This window comes from Yersinia bercovieri ATCC 43970 (assembly GCF_013282745.1).
Classification (GTDB): domain Bacteria; phylum Pseudomonadota; class Gammaproteobacteria; order Enterobacterales; family Enterobacteriaceae; genus Yersinia; species Yersinia bercovieri.
Window position 1 is genome coordinate 2,221,481 of the sequence record NZ_CP054044.1, and the last position, 19,649, is coordinate 2,241,129.

The following is a 19,649-nucleotide window of genomic DNA, read 5'->3' on the forward strand; positions in this document are numbered from 1 at the left end:
CGCGCATAATGCTGTTTTTTTGCCACTTAGGCACTCACCCGCGATAACTGCTGACTTTTCATCAGTATTTATCGGCTATCACGAATGGAGACGACCATGCATCGCCGTGATTTTATCAAATTAACGGCAGCTCTTGGAGCCGCCACTTCACTGCCTTTATGGAGCCGCGCGGCCTGGGCCGCAGATTTTTCACCACTGCCTATCCCGCCACTGCTCCAGCCGGACGCCACTGGCAACATTAATCTGAATATTCAGACCGGCACTATGGCTTGGTTGCCATCTGCTGCTACCCAAACTTGGGGCTACAATGGCAATTTACTGGGGCCAGCCATTCGTTTATCACGGGGCAAGCCGGTCAACATCAATGTCACCAACTCCCTACCGGAGGCGACGACGGTGCATTGGCACGGTCTGGAGATCCCCGGCGAAATGGATGGTGGCCCGCAGGCGCTGATTCAGCCCGGTGCAAAACGTCAGATCACATTTACCGTCGAACAACCGGCGGCTACCTGCTGGTTCCACCCTCATACCCATGGTAAAACCGGCCGTCAGGTGGCGATGGGGTTAGGCGGTTTGGTACTGATTGATGATAGTGATAGTGAGAAACTGCCACTGCCGAAACAGTGGGGTGTTGATGATATTCCGGTGATTTTGCAGGATAAATTACTGGGCAAAGATGGCCAGATTGACTATCAGCTGGATGTCATGACCGCCGCTGTTGGCTGGTTTGGTGACCGCATGTTCACCAATGGCGCACATTATCCGCAACAAATTACGCCGCGCGGTTGGGTGCGATTAAGGCTACTCAATGGTTGCAACGCCCGCTCACTAAATCTGGCACTGAGTGATGGCCGCCCCATGTATGTCATTGGCAGTGATGGCGGGCTACTGGCGGAGCCGGTGGCGGTAAAAGAGTTGCCAATTCTTATGGGGGAGCGTTTCGAAGTGTTGGTGGATACCTCGGATGGCAAGGCCTTTGATCTCGTCACCCTATCGGTGAAACAGATGGGCATGACGTTAGCGCCCTTTGATAAGCCGCTGCCGGTATTACGTATTCAGCCTTCACTGACGACAGGGAGCAAGGTGTTGCCGGATTCGCTGGTGGTGGTGCCTGCGCTCGCCGATGTTAGCGGTTTGCAGGAGCGTTGGTTCCAACTGATGATGGACCCTAAACTGGATATGCTGGGTATGCAGGCGCTGATGAGCCGCTATGGTATGCAGGCGATGGCTGGTATGAGCATGGATCACGGCACTATGATGGATAATGGCAACATGGCGGGTATGGATCACGGGAATATGAAAGGCATGGATCATGGCGCGATGAAAGCCGCCCCCGCCTTTGATTTCAGTCATGCCAATATGATTAACGGCAAAACATTCTCAATGAGTGAAGCGGCGTTTGATGCCAAACAGGGCAAATACGAGAAGTGGACGATTTCCGGTGAAGGCGACATGATGCTGCATCCATTCCATGTCCATGGCACGCAGTTCCGTATTTTGACAGAAAATGGTAAGCCGCCAGCAGAACATCGCCGTGGCTGGAAAGATACTGTGAGGGTGGAAGGGGCGCGCAGTGAAATTTTAGTGCGCTTTAATCATCTGGCACCAGCCAGTATGCCTTATATGGCGCATTGCCACCTGCTGGAACATGAGGACACCGGCATGATGATGGGCTTTACTGTCAGTGCTTGAGTTAATCCCCGGTAAGGTTGCCGGGGATGCTCCGTTTGTCGGTGGGTCAGCCCGTCGCAACCTGACACGGGCTATGGTAAACTCAGCGGCTTTCTTCCGGCATCCAACGTAAAAAAGCGACGTTAATACCTATGAAACACACCGTAGAAGTCATGATTTCCGAACAGGAAGTAAAAACCCGAATTGCCGAGTTAGGCCGCCAAATCTCTGAACACTATCGCGATAGCGGCAGTGAAATGGTGTTGGTTGGGTTACTCCGTGGTTCATTTATGTTTATGGCTGATTTATGTCGTGCCATAGATGTTTCTCATGAAGTCGATTTTATGACGGCCTCGAGCTATGGCAACGGCATGAGCACCACCCGCGATGTGAAAATCCTGAAAGATCTGGATGAAGATATCCGTGGCAAAGATGTGCTGATTGTTGAAGATATCATCGACTCCGGTAACACGTTGAGTAAAGTCCGTGAGATTCTGCAACTGCGCGGCCCGAAATCATTGGCTATCTGCACCTTGTTGGACAAACCACAGCGCCGCGAAGTACAAGTTCCGGTTGAGTGGGTTGGTTTTGCCATCCCCGATGAGTTTGTGGTGGGTTATGGTATCGATTATGCGCAAAGATACCGACATTTGCCGTATGTGGGTAAAGTGGTGATGTTGGACGAGTAATCGGCTACTGCGAATTTAGGCAACAAATCTAGCGGAATTTATTGATGGGAGAGGGCGCGTATGAACGTACCCTCCCATAGACTAATTAGTCTTCTTTGTTATTTTGCTGTAACAACTCGGCCATGGCTTTACGGTACACCATTTCAAGGCTGCCCAGACTGGTGGCGGACACTTCTAAATCACGTAGCAAGCCATCTTCAATACCATATACCCAGCCGTGGATCATGGCTTTCTGCCCGCGCTTCCACGCCGAGCGAACAATGGTAGAATGACCCAGGTTGTACACCTGCTCTACCACATTGATTTGGCACAACACATTGCTGCGCTCCTCTTGCGGCAGTTCACCTAGCAGCGAGCTGTGCTTATACCAAAGGTCGCGGATGTGCAGTAACCAGTTGTCAATCAGCCCCATCTCCTCGCCTTTGATGGCGGCTTCAACACCACCACAGCCAAGGTGACCACAAATAATGATATGTTCTACTTGCAGAACATCGATGGCGTATTGAACCACGGACAGACAGTTCAAATCGGTATGGATAACCAGATTGGCAACGTTACGGTGAACAAATAATTCGCCGGATTTCAAGCCGGTAAGCTGCTCGGCTGGGACGCGACTATCGGAACAGCCAATCCACAGGAAACGGGGTTTCTGGGCTTGCGCCAGGTGCTCAAAAAAATCAGGATTGTCTTTACTGATGGTGTTTGACCATGTCCGATTATTCGCGATGAGCTTTTCTATTTCTTTCATGAATGTAAATAGCCTGTAATGAACGGATTGCGATAGGATAATATACGGCAAGGATTAGGATTTTGAAATCGGAACTGTGGTTCCTGTGATTGCGCAATTTTGTCTGCGTAACATCTTCTCGGTGTCTGTTTGGTTCCCCTCTGCCAGCTGTGATCCGCCTCGACGAAGGTGGGTTAAGCAAGCCATTATGTGCTGCGACGCCGAGATACCCATTGAATAAGGTTCTTTTTTACTTATGACATATGCACTGGAAATAACGCAACTGACCAAAACCTATGCAGGTGGCGTTCAGGCACTGCGTGGCATTGATCTGCGCGTAGAGGCAGGCGATTTTTATGCTCTTCTTGGGCCTAATGGTGCAGGTAAATCCACCACCATCGGCATTATCAGTTCATTGGTGAACAAAACATCGGGCAAGGTGACGGTCTTTGGCTACGACATCGATCAAGATATCGTGAATGCCAAACGTCAGCTCGGGTTAGTGCCGCAGGAATTTAACTTCAATCCCTTTGAAACGGTATTGCAGATTGTGGTAACCCAAGCGGGATATTACGGTGTGACACGGCGCGAAGCCCTGCAACGTGCTGAAAAATATCTTAGCCAGTTGGATCTTTGGGGCAAACGTAATGAGCGTGCTATTCGTCTGTCGGGCGGGATGAAGCGCCGTTTGATGATTGCTCGCGCCTTGATGCACGAACCTAAATTGCTGATCCTTGATGAACCTACCGCAGGGGTGGATATTGAGCTACGCCGCTCTATGTGGGGCTTCCTGAAAGAGCTGAATGCACAGGGGACAACCATCATTCTGACCACCCACTATCTGGAAGAAGCTGAGATGCTATGCCGCAATATCGGCATTATCCAGAATGGTGAGCTGGTGGAAAATACCACGATGAAACAGTTGCTTGGTAAACTTGAATCCGAAACCTTTATTTTTGATCTGGCGATTAAGAGCCCACTTCCTAAGCTGGAAGGCTATAGCTATCGTCTGACGGATACCTCAACGCTGGAAGTCGATGTTAAACGTGAGCAGGGGCTGAATGGTCTATTCAGCCAACTAAACGCACAGGGAATTCAGGTACAAAGTATGCGCAACAAGGCTAACCGTCTGGAAGAGCTATTTGTCACCTTGGTTAATGGCAACGGGGGAGAGAAAGCATGACCCGCCTGTATTGGGTAGCATTACAGAGTATTTGGATCAAAGAGATCACGCGTTTTGCCCGTATCTGGATCCAAACATTGGTGCCACCGGTGATTACCATGTCGCTCTATTTCGTTATTTTCGGCAATCTGATTGGTTCCCGAATTGGTGATATGGGCGGTTTTGATTATATGCAGTTTATCGTGCCCGGCTTGATCATGATGGCGGTGATCACGAACTCCTATGCCAACGTGGCGGCCTCCTTTTTTGGCGCAAAATTTCAGCGTAGCATTGAAGAGCTGCTGGTGGCGCCAGTGCCAACCCATATCGTGATTATCGGTTATGTCGGTGGCGGGGTGGCACGTGGGATCTGTGTCGGTATTCTGGTCACGATAATCTCACTGTTCTTTGTGCCACTGCATGTCCACTCCTGGTCAATGATTGCGCTGACATTAATGCTGACGGCGATAGTCTTTTCTCTCGGTGGATTGTTGAATGCGGTATTTGCCAAAACATTTGACGATATCAGTTTGGTGCCCACTTTTGTGTTGACGCCATTGACCTACCTAGGGGGGGTATTTTACTCGCTATCCCTCTTGCCGCCTTTCTGGCTAGCGGTATCGAAGCTTAACCCTATCGTATATATGATCAGTGGTTTTCGTTATGGATTCCTCGGCATTACCGATGTGCCGCTGGTGTTTACCATTGGTGTGCTGGTGGTGTTTATTGCGATATTTTATGCTTGGGCTTGGTATCTGATTGAGCGTGGTCGCGGCCTGCGCACCTAATCACCTTCGGCCTTGGCCTTGGCGTTGCAGCAGTGTTGGCTACCTTCACTTGCTGTAACGCCAATATAGTTTTGGTGTGGCTCGTAAATAAATAGTGAGTTAATTGTTGTTAATGCTGGAATTTAATCGTAATAAATAATGTCCCCGTCTAATATCGCCTTTCTCAACTCTAAGTGTCTCGTGCTATGCTGGCGCACCAGATTTTCCCCTTTTCAATTCAGCGCCGAATGCGCATAAGTAGAACGATAATGTGGTATAAAAACAGAATAGCTATTGGGATGCTACTCGGTGTTGTCATGTCGGTAATGATACCGGCGACCCATGCAGATCTCTTGCCTGATGAATCGGTACTTGTACCTAAATATATGGTTGCGCAGCGTGATAGCGAAATATATTCGCTGGTCGGCGAGCGCGTCATTCCCGTCGGTGAGATAAAAGAAGACCAACTTATTCAGGTTTCGCCTGCGGCGGCAGAGTACTACGAATTTAAATTTGGTAACGGCATTGGCTTTATTGATAAAGGCGATTTACGCGATATCAATAAGGCACGAAAAACCAACGATATTCTGGGTGATTTGAATAAACCGCTGCCGAATCAAAATATTCTGATCAAGCGGGAAACGGCGGTTTATCTCGCGGCAAATGTCGACAGTGAGCAATTTGCGACCCTGGTAGATAACCTGCGCTACCCGATTGTGGGTAAGCTGAAAGATCGTTTAGGTAATACCTGGTATCAGGTCAATATTGGCGATCGCTTGGGATATGTCAGCAGTGTCGATGCTGAAATAGATAACGGCATTCCGATTCTGACCTATCACCACATGTTGAAAAATGAAGAAAATAAACGTTTTCTGAATACCTCAACCACCACCTCTGATGCGGCTTTCAGCAACCAGATGACCTATCTCAAGCAGACTGGTTACGACACCATTTCGCTCTATCAGCTTGAAGGTTATATTAATAACAAGATTAACCTACCGGCAAAAGTCGTGGTGCTGACATTTGACGATGGTCTTAAATCAGTTCATCGCTATGCTTATCCGATTTTGAAAGAGAATGGTTTCCGTGCCACGGCGTTTATTATTTCATCGCGCATTAAACGCCACCCGCAGAAATGGAATCCTGACTCATTACAGTTTATGAGTATTGCTGAACTAAAAGAGATTCAGGATGTATTTGATATTCAGTCTCATACGCATTTTTTACATCGAACTGATAATAAGCGTAACCCCATTTTATTGAGTCGTTCTTATCACAATATTGTTTTTGATTTTGAACACTCACGCCGGGCGCTATCTCAGTTTAATCCCCATGTGATTTTTCTGTCATACCCCTTTGGCGGGTTTAACCAAACCGCCATTGATGCGGCAAAAAATGCAGGTTTCCATTTAGCGGTCACCACCATGCAGGGCAAGGTAAAACCGGGCGATAATCCATTTACCCTAAAGCGGCTCTATATTTTGCGCACTGATTCAATCCCGACCATGGCAGAGCGCATTGCCAATGAACCCGGTCAGGTTGCCCCTGCCCCTGCGGTGATGGAGTCTGATTAGCGGCTTGTTAGTATGATGGTGATATGAAAAATGGCGCTCTAACGAGGCGCCATTTTTTATCTTATAAAGTCAGTCATTCGGCTGGTGAGCGAAGGGGGTTTAGGCGACCTGAACCGGCACGGCCTTAGCTTTGCGCTGCAACTGATTCTCACCTTCAAAATAGGCCACTTTCGGGTGGTGCAGGCGGGCATCAGCATCAGACATCTGCACATAAGAGCAGATAATCAGTTTATCACCGACACAGGCGCAGCGCGCAGCAGCACCATTCACGGAGATAATCCGTGAACCGCGCTCGGCGGCGATCGCATAAGTAGAGAAACGCTGACCATTATCAACGTTATAAATATCAATGGCTTCATATTCCAGAATACCTGCGGCTTCCAGAAAATCCTGATCAATAGCGCAGGAACCTTCATAGTGCAAATCAGCTTGAGTGACTTTGACCCGATGCAGTTTGCCTTGCAACATAGTACGTATCATAACTCTTACCTTTGATCCCGATTAAGCCTGGTACCAGATTCCATCATCAACTGATCCCGAGAGAAGCGCTCAGTTTTGCTGATTTTATATCACTTGTCTATGACGATGCGGTGAAATCAGCGCTCTACCAATATTTACCGCGCTAACCAATCCTCACCGCACTAACAAATATTCACCACATATAGTTAATCGCGTAAATCAACCTGCTGATTATCGATCAGCCGTGCTTTGCCTAGCCAGGCTGCCATCAGAATCACCGCGTGTTTGCTCTCTACGGTCAGTGGTTGTAAGGTGTTGGCATCGCGGATAAATAGCTCATCCGGCGTAAAACCGGCGCTGCGTAACTGCTCCGCGGCGTCAAACAGCAAATCATCAATCTGCCGTTCACCTGCGCTCAGCTTCTTGGCCAGCGCCTGCATTATCTTATTGAGCTGCGGCGCAATTTTGCGCTCTTCAGCCGTCAAATATCCATTGCGGGAGCTTAGTGCCAGGCCATCTTTAGCGCGAACAATCGGGACGCCAACAATATTGATGTCATAGCCCATATCCGCCACCATTTTGCGGATCAGCGCTAACTGCTGATAATCTTTTTCGCCAAAACAGGCCACATCTGGCTGCACCAAATTGAACAATTTGCTCACGATGGTTGATACACCACGGAAATGACCGGGGCGGCTGGCCCCTTCCAAAATAGTCGACAGCGCCGGAACCTCAACATAGGTCTGGCTTTCCAGCCCTGCGGGATAAATATCATCGGCTGCGGGGGCGAATACCAAATCAACGCCGTGGCGGGTCAACTTCTCGCAATCTTCCTGCAAGGTGCGCGGGTAGTGGGCCAAATCATCGGGGCGCTCAAATTGCAGCGGATTGACAAAAATAGTCACTACCACCACATCAGCGCGGGTTTTGGCATCTTCCACCAAGGTCATATGCCCTTGGTGCAGGTTGCCCATGGTGGGCACCAGTGCCACGCGCTTGCCCTCTTGACGCCAGCGGCGGATCTGCTGGCGCAGCAGTGGTAGGGTTTCGATTATCAGCATTATTTCCTCCGGTATACCCGTCATCTTTCAAGTTGCAGGTGTGTTGTCTGCACTCGTTCACCCGAATCACATTACTAATGTAAGCTCATCGGGATTCTCTTGCTTGCCGCCTTCCTGCATCTCGAAATCTATTCGGGTATAAATAGGGTGTAATAGCAATATTTAAGCAGTAAAAGTTTATTGGAATGTGTGCTCTTCCGCAGGGTAGAGAGCACTTTCAACTTCTTGAATATACAGCTTAATGGCGGCGCGAATGTCACCTGCGCTTTGTGCTAAGAAGTTTTTGCTGAATTTTGGGGTATGGCCGCCAGTAATGCCCAGTGCATCATGCATAACCAGAATCTGACCGTCGGTGACATTCCCCGCACCAATACCAATCACCGGAATAGTTAGCCCCTCGGTCACCCGCTGCGCCAACTCTACTGGTACACACTCCAATACCAATAATTGCGCACCGGCATCTTCAAGGGCCAATGCATCTTTAATTAGCTGATTTGCCGCGACCTCTTCTCGCCCTTGCACTTTGTAACCACCAAAAATATTGACTGATTGCGGCGTTAGCCCCAAGTGCCCACAAACCGGAACTGCGCGCTCTGCCAACATGCGAACGGTATCGCATAACCAGCTACCGCCCTCCAGTTTGACCATATTGGCCCCAGCGCGCATCAGCTCTGCGGCGTTAGTGAACGTTTGCTCCGGTGTGGCATAACTCATAAACGGCATATCAGCCAATAACAGGCAATGAGGCGCACCACGGCGCACGGCACGGGTATGGTAGGCCACATCCGCGACGGTAACGGGCAGAGTTGAATCGAACCCTTGTAACGTCATACCGAGCGAATCACCCACCAGCAGCACCTCAATACCTTGCTCGGCGAATAACTGGGCAAAACTGGCATCATAGGCAGTCAGTGTGGCGAACTTACGCTTATCTTGTTTCCATTGGCGTAACTGGCTTATGGTGGTGGCTTTCATCGCGCTTTCTCCTGAAATAGGGGGTTAAAATGGAAAGGAGATATCAGATAGGAATATGACTTGTGGCCGATTATCACGGTTTAGCGCAGGTCACCAAGGGACCAGACCATTTTTATCCACCAATGTCAGGCGCGCTGATAAGGCTTCGCCATCGGGGAAAATCAGCTCAGGCGCGATATCGGCCAGCGGGTAGAGCATAAATTCACGCTCTTTCAGCCCATAGTGCGGCACCGTCAGGCGATCAGTTTTTATCACTTGATCGCCATACAGCATAATATCCAGATCCAGAGTTCGTGGCCCCCAGCGCTGCTCTTTCCTCACCCGCCCCTGATTGCGCTCAATGGCTTGGGTGTGATCCAGCAGTTGCTCCGGTGGTAGCGAGGTATCCAGTGCCACCACGGCATTGAGGAAATCCGGTTGATCCTGTGGGCCTAAGGGCTTGGTACGATAAAAAGGTGAACAGGCCACTAACCGGGTGCGCGGCAGATGCTCTAGCGCTTCCAGTGCGGTTTTAACCTGCTGTAGTGGCATGGCCTGATTACTTCCCAGCGCGATATAGACCCGGATCATGGTGCGAATTATGCCCCTTCTTTGCGTGGTAAAGGTTTCCGTGGGCGGCGAGGACGAGAGCGACGCGGTGCCGGATCAGCCCCTAGCGTATTCAGCATATTTTTCTGCTGTAGCGGCGTCGCCTCCTGGAATTCACTCCACCACTGGGTCAAACGCTGTAACTCATGGTTGTTTTCCACTTCCGCACGTAGCGCCAGTAGATCGTAAGCGGCGCGGAATTTCGGATGCTCCATCAACTTGTGCGCACGTTTACCCTGACGGCGCGACAGACGCAATTGTAGCAACCAGATATCCCGCACCAACGAGGTAATGCGCTTTGGAATTGCCAGCGAACGGCACTCTTCATCCAACACGTCGTTCATTGCTAGCGCGAAAGCGTCGTAATAGGCCAGCCCGCTCTCTTGCGTCAGTTTTTGCGCATGTTCGATCAGCGGATACCAAAGCATAGCTGCAAATAAGAACGCGGGGTTGACCCGTTGGTCATTATGTAGACGATGATCAGTATTTTTCAGCACCTGAACCAGAATGCGCTCCATCGGCGAGTCATGCTGTTCAGTAAAGTTACGGGCAATCAGCGGGAATAGTGGCTGGAACAGCTGGTATTCACACAGTTTTAAGTAGGTTTTATAGCCATAACCCGATTGCAGCAGTTTGAGTGACTCTTCAAACAGACGGGCAGGGGGGATCTCGCGCAGCAATGACGCCAGACGCGGGATCGGCTCTGCGGTTTCCGGGCTAATCGTCATATCCAGTTTCGCGGCAAAACGTACCGCGCGTAGCATCCGCACCGGGTCTTCACGGTAGCGGGTTTCAGGATCACCAATCAGACGGATAATGCCCTCTTTCAGATCACGTAAGCCGCCGGTGTAATCACGTAGCGCAAAATCTGAAATGCCGTAGTAAAGGCTGTTAATGGTGAAGTCGCGGCGTTGGGCATCATCTTCGATGGTGCCGAAAATGTTGTCACGCAGCAGCATGCCATTTAGCGCCTGCTGGGAAGAGTTTTTGTCACTATCTTCCGCTTGCTGTTGTTCGTGGTGACCACGGAACGTGGCGACTTCAATGATTTCCGGGCCAAACATCACGTGGGCCAGACGGAAGCGGCGACCCACCAGACGGCAGTTACGGAATAATTTCCGCACTTGCTCAGGGGTTGCGCTAGTGGTGATATCAAAATCTTTTGGTTTTTTGCCCAGCAGTAAGTCGCGAACACCGCCGCCGACCAAATAGGCTTCATAGCCTGATTTATTCAGGCGATAGAGCACCTTCAGCGCATTATCGCTGATCTCCCTACGGGAAATATTGTGCTGATCTCGCGGAATAATCGTCATCGGACTCTGTTCCGAAGCAGGCACCGCATGATTCTTGCGGCCAGTATTTGTTCTGGCAGGCCTTTTCTCTTTGCGGGCCACGTTATCTTCACCGGGCACTTTATCTTTACGGGTACTGCTATCACGGGCCGTATCGTCACGGACAGCTTTGCTATCGCGAGCTGATTTATCATCGCGAATCAGTACCTTACGGCAGAAATTGGCTACTCGGGTAAAAATGGTACACCTCGATAGTGGCTAATAAATAACAGAACTACAGAAAAACAGCGGCTAATCATAGCTCACCGTGCTTCCTTTGAGAATGCCGTTGTGTTTTCAGTGGCAGTTATCGCCTCCTGAAGCGGCGTTGTTGGCCCCTGAAGCAGGAATGGCTGCCAACGTCCAGTTTTCGACTGCAAAACGTAATAATAACGGTAAATCAAGATCTTGCCAGCATTCGGGCAGTGGCTGACGCAAAAACTTCAGTGCATCGACCAAAACTGGGCGCGGATCACCGTCCGGCAGTGGTGGTGCATGGTTTTGTTTGGATAACTTATTACCCTCATGATTCAGCGCCAGTGGCAGGTGCAAATAGCCGGGAACCGGTTGCTGTAACTGCTGGTAGAGAGCTATCTGGCGCACGGTTGGTTCAATCAAATCTGCCCCGCGCACCACTTCAGTTACCCCCTGAAATGCATCATCAACCACCACTGCCAGATTATAGGCGAACAGGCCATCTCGGCGGCGAATAATAAAATCTTCTTTCGCCAGCGCTGGCTCAGCATGCAACTCACCGAGTAATTTATCATAAAAGGCATAAACCGGCTGAGTCTGTCGCAAACGGATGGCCGCGCCTTTGGCTGGCAAATGACGTTCACGGCAATAGCCGTCATAGAAGCCGCCGATTTGTTGAATTCTGCTGCGAGTGCAGGTGCAGTAGTAGCTCAGCCCTTGTTGCTCTAACCACGCTAAGGTGGCGCGGTAGGCTTCATGGCGCTGTGATTGGTAGATGACGGAGCCATCCCAATGGAGGCCATAGTGGTCCAATGTGGCCAAAATACGCGCGGCAGCACCAGGGATTTCACGGGGGGATCAATATCTTCAATGCGAACCAGCCAATTCCCACCTTGAGCGCGAGCTTGCAGGTAACTGCCGAGTGCGGCAATGAGTGAACCGAAATGTAAATCGCCGGATGGAGAGGGCGCAAAACGGCCAACATACTGATTCTGCTTATGATCGGATTGCTGAGAATCAGACGGCTGAATATGGGTATCTTCGGGCATAAAAAGGGAAAGGGAGTCCAGCCTGATAAATACGGTGCCGGAGGTGACTCTGGCACCGTGTTACAGGTTATTGCTGTGTTAGCCTGCCATCTGCTTTTCGCGGATTTCGGCCAGGGTTTTACAGTCAATGCACAAATCTGCAGTTGGCCGTGCTTCCAGACGGCGAATGCCGATCTCTACGCCACAAGACTCGCAGAAACCGAAATCGTCATCCTCGACTTTCTTCAGCGTTTTCTCGATCTTTTTAATCAATTTACGCTCGCGGTCGCGGTTACGAAGTTCAAGACTAAACTCCTCTTCCTGCGCGGCACGATCCACCGGATCTGGGAAGTTAGCAGCTTCGTCTTGCATGTGCGATACAGTACGGTCTACTTCATCCCTGAGTTGGTTGCGCCATGCTTCAAGGATCAGCTTGAAGTGCAACAACTGGGCGGCATTCATATACTCTTCGCCGGGCTTCTCTTGGTACGGCTCTACCCCAGCGATGGCGAGAATGCTCAAGGACGAGGTTTTACGTTTTTGCCCTTCTTGCATGATGCTTCTCCTACATTCATACGCACTATCGAAATCCCCAAGACGGGGAAAAATCAGGCCGCTATAAATAACAGAAGGGAGGTAGGTTGGCAATTATTCCTGTCGCCTGCTTGACAATGGTGTGAAGGAAGGCGTATTTGGCGCACCACAATATCCAATAATTGCTTCTTTATTCAGCGTTTTTGGTTACCGCGTTTCGTCCAGTAATAACGGTAAACGCACATCCAGCACGATACCGTCAGGCGATAGTTGAAAACCGTAGCAAATAACTTCCACTCCTGCTTGCTGAGCCTGGGCCAGCAATTCTGCATAGCGACTGTCAATGTGTCGGGCTGCAGCGACTTGTCTGATACCCGTATGCAATACGGCAAAAAAAAGTACCGCCCGATGACCCTCGGCAACCATGCTTTGTAGCTCCCTGAGATGCTTTTGACCCCGCAGGGTAACAGCATCCGGGAAATACCCACACTGTTGCTGTAATAAGGTGACCGACTTGACTTCAATATAGCAGTTAGACCTATTTTCTGCCTGCAATAACAAGTCTATACGGCTGTTCTCATCCCCATACTTAACCTCTCGTTTGACAGAAGTGTAACCAGATAATTCAATAATCTGATTATTATCTATCGCGATACTAGCTAACTCATTGGCACGCATCGTATTTACGCAGATCCAATCACCACTTTGGGTATGAGTCAGCTCCCAGCTGTGGGGATACTTACGTTTCGGATTATCCGAGGTTGAATACCAAACCGTATCCCCTGGCGTGGCACAACCGGTCATCGCTCCGGTATTAGCGCAATGAATGGTTAATGATTCTCCGGCGGGCGTCACAATATCAGCTAAAAAGCGCTTATACCGCTGGATAAGTGTGGCTGGTTGTAACCGTGGGGTGAATAACAGCAGGGGATTAATCGGCATCAGATCTCCGTTCACTGCCCACCAACGGCCAGCTTTGTACCATGTTATAACGGGTACGTCCGCGCGCGAAAACGGATTCGTACAATGAAAAATGGTTCACTCGGAAGCTTTCATTATGGGTTTTAGCCGGCAGGGCGACCGGACGTACCGCGCCACGCAGCAAGGTGACATGGGGATGAAAGGGGAGCGGCGTTTGGTAGCATCCGCTGCGTGCGGCCTGTGAACGCAGCAATTGCGCCAACTGCAATAGGCCACGGGGCGGATTCTTGCAGCCGAGCCATATCACACCGGAACCCGGCCAGTGGCCGATATCATCCAATGCCACGTTAAAGCCCAACTGACTGATGCGACCCGCTTGTTGCTGTAATATTTGCGCTTTGGCGGCACTGACCTCACCGAGGAACGCCAGTGTCAGGTGGAGGTTAGCGGCGGCAATGGGGCGGCCGGCCTCTGGTGAGAAGTTATCCGCTCGCCACTGCACAATGTTTTGCTGAAGGGCATTAGGCAGCGCCAGCGCAAAGAACAGGCGCTTATTTTCGCGTGTTTTATCAACAATCGTTTTATTAACAATCATTTTATCTACGGTATTAATCATCAGGTTGGCATAATCACTCGGCTAAATACGCTATACGACCATGATGTTACAATGGCTGATGATGAAAGTAGAGAGCATGGGGAAGAATGTGGTGGTGAGTCAGAGAGAAAGTGATGCTGCGAGGGCCGTTTTGCCGGTAGGTGAAGTGCTCAGCGAGATATTGTCCGCGTTGCAAAGCTCACCGCAAATCCTGCTCCATGCCCCCACTGGCGCGGGGAAATCGACCTGGTTACCGCTACAAATCCTGAAGTATGGTGGGTTATCGGGCCGTATTATCATGCTAGAACCCCGACGGCTGGCGGCAAAAAATGTGGCCTACCGTCTGGCGCAGCAGCTGGGCGAACAGCCGGGGCAGACTGTGGGTTATCGAATGCGGGCCGAAAGTAAAAGCGGGCCGCATACCCGTCTGGAAGTGGTGACCGAGGGTATCCTGACGCGCATGTTGCAACAAGACGCCGAGCTAACCGGTGTCTCCCTGGTGATCCTTGATGAGTTCCATGAGCGCAGCTTGCAGGCTGATTTGGCGCTGGCACTGTTGCTGGATGTGCAGCAGGGGCTACGTGATGATTTGAAGCTGCTGATTATGTCCGCGACGCTGGATAATCAGCGCCTTTGTGCGCTGCTGCCCGCCGCGCCCGCCATTGTTTCCGCGGGGCGCAGCTTCCCTGTCGAGCGCAGCTACCAGCCGTTATCGAGCCATGAGCGGCTGGAGGATGGCGTCGCCAATCGGGTGAAGCGCTTGCTGAATGAGCAATCTGGCTCTTTACTGCTGTTTTTACCGGGTGTCGGCGAGATCCATCGGGTGCTGGAGCGCTTGCATGGCGAGGTCGCCAGCGACACGGATCTCTGCCCGCTGTATGGTGCGCTGCCGCTAAATGAGCAGCAAAGAGCGATTCAACCCGCGCCTGCTGGGCGGCGTAAAGTGGTGTTGGCAACCAATATTGCCGAAACCAGCCTGACGATTGAGGGCATTCGGCTGGTGGTCGATAGCGGATTGGAACGGGTAGCGCGCTTTGATGTCAAAAACGGTCTGACGCGACTGGTGACTCAGCGCATCAGTCAGGCTTCGATGGTTCAGCGGGCGGGGCGCGCTGGGCGGTTGGCACCAGGGATCTGCTGGCATCTGTTTGCCAAAGAGCAGGCCGAAAGGGCGGCGGAATACAGCGAACCGGAGATCCTGAACAGTGATTTATGTAGCTTGTGGCTGGAGCTACTGAACTGGGGATGTCAGGACGCGGCGCAGCTGACTTGGCTTGATCAACCGCCATCGTCGGCATTGGCTGCCGCGCGCGAGTTATTGCGGCGGCTAGGGGCTATCGATGTCTCCGGCCACCTGACGAGCACCGGGCGCGCCATGGCCAGCCTGGGCTGCGAGCCGCGTCTGGCCGCAATGCTCTGTTTTGCCGCCGAGCATAGCCCAGATGCGCTGGCAACCGCCGCACTGCTGGCGGCGATTTTGGAAGAGCCGCCCCGCAGCGGCCAGATTGATCTGCATCACTGGCTTAGTCGCCCGCAGCCCCACTGGCAGCGGCGAGCAAGGCAACTGACACAACGAGTCAACGGGCGCGTGGGTGCTGTTGACAGTGATATCGCCGACTCACTATTGGCGCTGGCTTACCCCGATCGCATTGCGCAGCAGCGCGGACAAGATGGTCGCTACCTGCTGGCGAATGGTATGGGGGCGGCAATGGCGCAAGATGAAGCGCTGTCACGTTCGCCCTGGCTGGTGGCTGCCAGCTTGCTACAAAGCAACAGCGGGCCGGATGCGCGCATTTTACTGGCACTGCCCATTGATATCGAAAAATTGGCGAAGCAGTTACCACGGCTGGTGGAGGAGCGCACGGTTGTGGAGTGGGATGAGGGCAAAGGCACGCTGCGGGCCTGGCGGCGCTGGCAAATCGGGCGACTGACCCTACGAGCGCAGCCATTGGCGAAACCGAGTGACGAGGCACTGCAATCGGCACTCCTGAACTGGGTGCGCGAACAGGGGCTACAGGTGCTGAATTGGGATGAAAATGCTGAACAGCTCCGCACGCGATTGCAATGTGCCAGCCGCTGGTTACCGCAAGAGCAGTGGCCTGCTGTCGATGACGACCAGCTATTGGCTAAGCTTGAGCTATGGTTACAGCCATCATTATCCGGCGTGCGCGATCTCCGTGGGTTGCGGCAAGTGAATATCGTGGAGGCATTAACTCGCCTGTTGAACTGGCAGCTACGTCAACGGCTGGATACTGAGCTACCAACTTATTACACTGTGCCCACTGGCAGCCGTTTACCAATCCGCTATTATGTCGACCGGCCTCCGGTGCTGGCGGTGCGTTTGCAGGAGGTTTTTGGTGAGCAACACAGCCCAATGCTCGCCAGTGGGCGGGTGGCCGTGGTGCTTGAACTGCTCTCTCCGGCCCATCGACCTTTACAGATTACCGGTGATTTGGCCGCTTTCTGGCAGGGCGCGTATCGTGAAGTACAAAAAGAGATGAAAGGGCGCTATCCCAAGCATGTTTGGCCGGATGATCCCGCCAATACCCGCCCGACCCGCAGAACCAAGAAGTATCAGGATAGATAATATCCCATGGCTAAGAGCCAATAATTTCAGATGTTTCCCCTTTCTATTCGCTGGATTGGGGAACACATTAAGCCGCAATAATCGCCAATGCGCGTGGAGAGAAAGACATGTCTGGGGATGATCGCGAGCCAATCGGGCGCAAGGGCAAGAAAGCCCTACCCAAAGCCGCACCGAAACGGCCACTGCGCCGGCGGCGTGATGAAGATGAATACGAAGAAGATGACTATTTAGATGATGAAGATCACGATGATGATGACTATGACGACGAGGAAGAACCGATGCCAAGAAAGGTAGCATCACGTCCGCCCCGCAAAAAACGCCGCTGGCTTGGCCTATTTATCAAACTGTTCTTGGTCGGCGCGGTGGTGTTAGCCATTTACGGGGTCTACCTTGATTCACAAATCCGCAGCCGTATTGATGGCAAAGTGTGGCAACTGCCCGCTGCCGTATATGGCCGCATGGTTAACCTCGAACCGGGCATGTCCTACAGCAAAAAAGAGATGGTCGATTTGCTCGAGGGGATGCAATACCGTCAAGTCACCCGCATGACCCGACCGGGCGAGTTCACCGTGCAGGGCGACAGCATTGATATCTTGCGCCGCCCGTTTGATTTCCCCGATGCGAAAGAGGGCCAAATTCGTGCGCGCTTAGTGTTTAAAGACGATCGTCTGGCGCAGATCCAAAACCTGGATAGTCAACGCGATTTCGGCTTCTTGCGCCTCGATCCTAAGTTGATCACCATGCTGCAATCGCCGAATGGTGAGCAGCGCCTGTTTGTGCCACGTGCCGGTTTCCCTGATTTGCTGGTGGATACTTTACTGGCAACAGAAGATCGCCATTTCTATGAGCATGACGGCATCAGCCCTTACTCCATTGGCCGCGCCATGTTGGCTAACCTGACCGCCGGAAAGGCAGTGCAGGGCGGCAGCACGCTGACGCAGCAGTTGGTCAAAAACCTGTTTCTGACCAACGAGCGCTCATTGTGGCGTAAAGCCAACGAAGCTTATATGGCGCTGTTGGTGGACTACCGCTATAGCAAAGACCGGATTCTGGAACTCTATCTGAATGAAGTTTATCTCGGCCAGAGTGGCAGTGATCAGATCCGCGGCTTTCCGCTGGCGAGCCTCTATTACTTCGGGCGTCCGGTGAATGAACTGAGCCTCGATCAGCAAGCGATGCTGGTGGGGATGGTAAAAGGGGCCTCGCTATATAACCCGTGGCGCAACCCGACGCTGGCACTTGAACGCCGCAATCTGGTGCTGCGCTTGTTGCAGAATCAGGGGGTGATCGACGCCGAGCTTTACACCATGCTCAGCGCTCGCCCATTGGGGGTCCAGCCGAAAGGTGGGGTTATCACCCCTCAGCCTGCTTTTATGCAGATGGTGCGTCAGGAGCTGCAACAAAAACTGGGTGACAAGATTAATGATCTGTCTGGCGTGAAGATTTTCACCACGCTAGACCCGGTTTCACAGGATGCGGCAGAGAAAGCCATTGAAGACGGCATTCCGGCCCTGAGGGCCGCGCGTCATTTGGATGATTTGGAAGCGGCGATGGTGATTGTAGATCGCTTCAGTGGTGAAGTTCGCGCCATGGTGGGTGGCGCGCAGCCGCAATTTGCTGGTTTTAACCGCGCGATGCAGGCCCGCCGTCTGGTGGGGTCACTCGCCAAGCCGCCGACCTATCTGACCGCCCTGAGTGAGCCGGATAAATACCGCCTCAATACCTGGCTTGCGGATCAACCGCTGTCGATCAAGCTACCCAATGGTTCATTGTGGCAGCCGAAAAACTATGACCGCCAGTTCCGTGGTCAGGTGATGTTGATTGATGGGCTGGCGAACTCGCTAAACGTACCCACAGTGAATCTGGGGATGTCAGTTGGGCTGGATCAAATTACCGCCATGTTGCAACGTCTGGGTATCCCGAAAGCGGTGATCAACCCGGTTCCGGCTATGTTGCTGGGGGCTATCGATTTGACGCCAGTTGAGGTGGCGCAGGAGTACCAGACTATCGCCAGTGGCGGGAATCGAGCGCCGTTATCAGCGGTGCGCTCGGTGATTGCTGAAGATGGCACCGTGCTGTATCAGAGCTTCCCGCAGGCGGAGCGCATGGTGCCGGCACAGGCCGCCTATCTGACACTTTACGCCATGCAACAAGGGGTTGCCCGTGGGACATCCCGTTCGCTGTCAGTGAAATTCTCTAAATACAATCTGGCGGCTAAAACCGGTACTACCAACGACCTGCGTGATAGCTGGTTTGCCGGTATTGATGGCAAGGAAGTGGCGATTGCCTGGGTCGGTCGCGACAATAACGGCCCCGCTAAATTGACCGGTGCCAACGGCGCATTGACCTTGTATCGCCGCTATCTGGAGAACCAAACACCGCTGCCGCTGGTATTGCAGCCACCGGAAGGGATTAGCCAGATGAACATTGATTCGGCAGGCAATTTTGTCTGCGGTGATGGTGGCGGTATGCGCTCGATTCCGGTGTGGACCGAGAACCCGCAAGGGCTGTGTCAGGCCGCCGCACCGACTGAACAGCCGAAAGCCGATGGTGACGGTGTCGCCGGTTGGATCAAAGATATGTTCGGTCAGTAAGCTGTAACCCTGCTCACCAAGACCCTTCGGTTTCGAAGGGTCTTTTTTTTTGCCTTGCGTCCGGCTCAATCGGCTGGCTTAGCGCTTGCAGTCCGCTGTGGGTTACGCATAAACTACTCGCTTTGATAATTATTTCACTTTGATAATTATTATCGTTTGGATTCATCTTCTCGCTTGATACTTAATCGCGC

The 19,649-nt window shown here is 52.0% G+C and carries 16 protein-coding genes and 1 pseudogene; 7 read left to right on the forward strand and 10 right to left on the reverse strand.

Annotation, left to right across the window (positions count from 1 at the left end; translation table 11 throughout):
- Positions 1 to 96: 96 nt before the first annotated feature.
- Positions 97 to 1,692 (forward strand): multicopper oxidase CueO, encoded by a 1,596-nt coding sequence (gene cueO, locus HRK25_RS09925; RefSeq protein ID WP_032898326.1) that lies wholly within the window; start codon positions 97 to 99, stop codon positions 1,690 to 1,692.
- A gap of 131 nt (positions 1,693 to 1,823) precedes the next feature.
- A complete protein-coding gene (gene hpt, locus HRK25_RS09930) occupies positions 1,824 to 2,360 on the forward strand; it encodes a hypoxanthine phosphoribosyltransferase (RefSeq protein ID WP_032898325.1) in 537 nt (178 codons plus the stop codon).
- Between the two features lie 85 nt (positions 2,361 to 2,445).
- Here hpt and can read toward each other — a convergent pair whose 3' ends face one another.
- Positions 2,446 to 3,108 carry a carbonate dehydratase gene (gene can, locus HRK25_RS09935; protein ID WP_004875073.1) on the reverse strand — a complete coding sequence of 221 codons (663 nt, stop codon included), beginning with the start codon at positions 3,106 to 3,108 and terminating at the stop codon, positions 2,446 to 2,448.
- 235 nt (positions 3,109 to 3,343) lie between these two features.
- Here can and HRK25_RS09940 point away from each other — a divergent pair, with 235 nt between their 5' ends.
- The 3 genes from HRK25_RS09940 to HRK25_RS09950 all read left to right on the forward strand — a co-directional run bounded on the left by HRK25_RS09940 (position 3,344) and on the right by HRK25_RS09950 (position 6,590).
- A complete protein-coding gene (locus HRK25_RS09940; protein WP_005276542.1) occupies positions 3,344 to 4,270 on the forward strand; it encodes an ABC transporter ATP-binding protein in 927 nt (308 codons plus the stop codon).
- Positions 4,267 to 5,037, forward strand: coding sequence for an ABC transporter permease (locus tag HRK25_RS09945; protein WP_032898323.1), 771 nt, complete (start codon positions 4,267 to 4,269; stop codon positions 5,035 to 5,037). Before HRK25_RS09940 ends, HRK25_RS09945 begins: the two co-directional genes overlap by 4 nt.
- Positions 5,038 to 5,285: 248 nt before the next feature.
- Positions 5,286 to 6,590, forward strand: coding sequence for a polysaccharide deacetylase family protein (locus tag HRK25_RS09950; RefSeq protein ID WP_005276539.1), 1,305 nt, complete (start codon positions 5,286 to 5,288; stop codon positions 6,588 to 6,590).
- A 99-nt stretch (positions 6,591 to 6,689) separates the two neighbouring features.
- Here HRK25_RS09950 and panD read toward each other — a convergent pair whose 3' ends face one another.
- The 9 genes and pseudogenes from panD to thpR form a co-directional block, all read right to left on the reverse strand.
- Complete coding sequence (panD, locus tag HRK25_RS09955) at positions 6,690 to 7,070, reverse strand: aspartate 1-decarboxylase (RefSeq protein WP_005156780.1); 381 nt, start codon at positions 7,068 to 7,070, stop codon at positions 6,690 to 6,692.
- Positions 7,071 to 7,255: 185 nt separating this feature from the next.
- Complete coding sequence (gene panC / locus HRK25_RS09960) at positions 7,256 to 8,110, reverse strand: pantoate--beta-alanine ligase (RefSeq protein ID WP_005276533.1); 855 nt, start codon at positions 8,108 to 8,110, stop codon at positions 7,256 to 7,258.
- A gap of 177 nt (positions 8,111 to 8,287) precedes the next feature.
- Positions 8,288 to 9,085 carry a 3-methyl-2-oxobutanoate hydroxymethyltransferase gene (panB, locus tag HRK25_RS09965; protein WP_005276531.1) on the reverse strand — a complete coding sequence of 266 codons (798 nt, stop codon included), beginning with the start codon at positions 9,083 to 9,085 and terminating at the stop codon, positions 8,288 to 8,290.
- A gap of 90 nt (positions 9,086 to 9,175) precedes the next feature.
- On the reverse strand, positions 9,176 to 9,655 hold the full coding sequence (gene folK, locus HRK25_RS09970) for a 2-amino-4-hydroxy-6-hydroxymethyldihydropteridine diphosphokinase (protein ID WP_005276529.1): 480 nt from the start codon (positions 9,653 to 9,655) through the stop codon (positions 9,176 to 9,178).
- 8 nt (positions 9,656 to 9,663) lie between these two features.
- A complete protein-coding gene (gene pcnB / locus HRK25_RS09975) occupies positions 9,664 to 11,205 on the reverse strand; it encodes a polynucleotide adenylyltransferase PcnB (RefSeq protein WP_071984923.1) in 1,542 nt (513 codons plus the stop codon).
- Positions 11,206 to 11,267: 62 nt separating this feature from the next.
- Positions 11,268 to 12,248 (reverse strand): annotated as a pseudogene (gene gluQRS, locus HRK25_RS09980) (tRNA glutamyl-Q(34) synthetase GluQRS).
- 78 nt (positions 12,249 to 12,326) lie between these two features.
- A complete protein-coding gene (gene dksA, locus HRK25_RS09985; RefSeq protein ID WP_004875059.1) occupies positions 12,327 to 12,782 on the reverse strand; it encodes an RNA polymerase-binding protein DksA in 456 nt (151 codons plus the stop codon).
- Between the two features lie 186 nt (positions 12,783 to 12,968).
- The gene (sfsA, locus tag HRK25_RS09990; protein WP_032898322.1) at positions 12,969 to 13,703 is read right to left on the reverse strand and encodes a DNA/RNA nuclease SfsA; all 735 of its coding nucleotides are present in this window, start codon (positions 13,701 to 13,703) and stop codon (positions 12,969 to 12,971) included.
- The gene (thpR, locus tag HRK25_RS09995; protein ID WP_086018786.1) at positions 13,693 to 14,277 is read right to left on the reverse strand and encodes an RNA 2',3'-cyclic phosphodiesterase; all 585 of its coding nucleotides are present in this window, start codon (positions 14,275 to 14,277) and stop codon (positions 13,693 to 13,695) included. Before thpR ends, sfsA begins: the two co-directional genes overlap by 11 nt.
- A 64-nt stretch (positions 14,278 to 14,341) precedes the next feature.
- Here thpR and hrpB point away from each other — a divergent pair, with 64 nt between their 5' ends.
- Both hrpB and mrcB read left to right on the forward strand, forming a co-directional pair.
- The gene (gene hrpB / locus HRK25_RS10000) at positions 14,342 to 16,864 is read left to right on the forward strand and encodes an ATP-dependent helicase HrpB (RefSeq protein WP_005276518.1); all 2,523 of its coding nucleotides are present in this window, start codon (positions 14,342 to 14,344) and stop codon (positions 16,862 to 16,864) included.
- Positions 16,865 to 16,971: 107 nt separating this feature from the next.
- Positions 16,972 to 19,458: a bifunctional glycosyl transferase/transpeptidase gene (gene mrcB, locus HRK25_RS10005; protein WP_005276516.1), complete on the forward strand. Its 2,487-nt coding sequence runs from the start codon at positions 16,972 to 16,974 to the stop codon at positions 19,456 to 19,458.
- Positions 19,459 to 19,649: the final 191 nt, after the last annotated feature.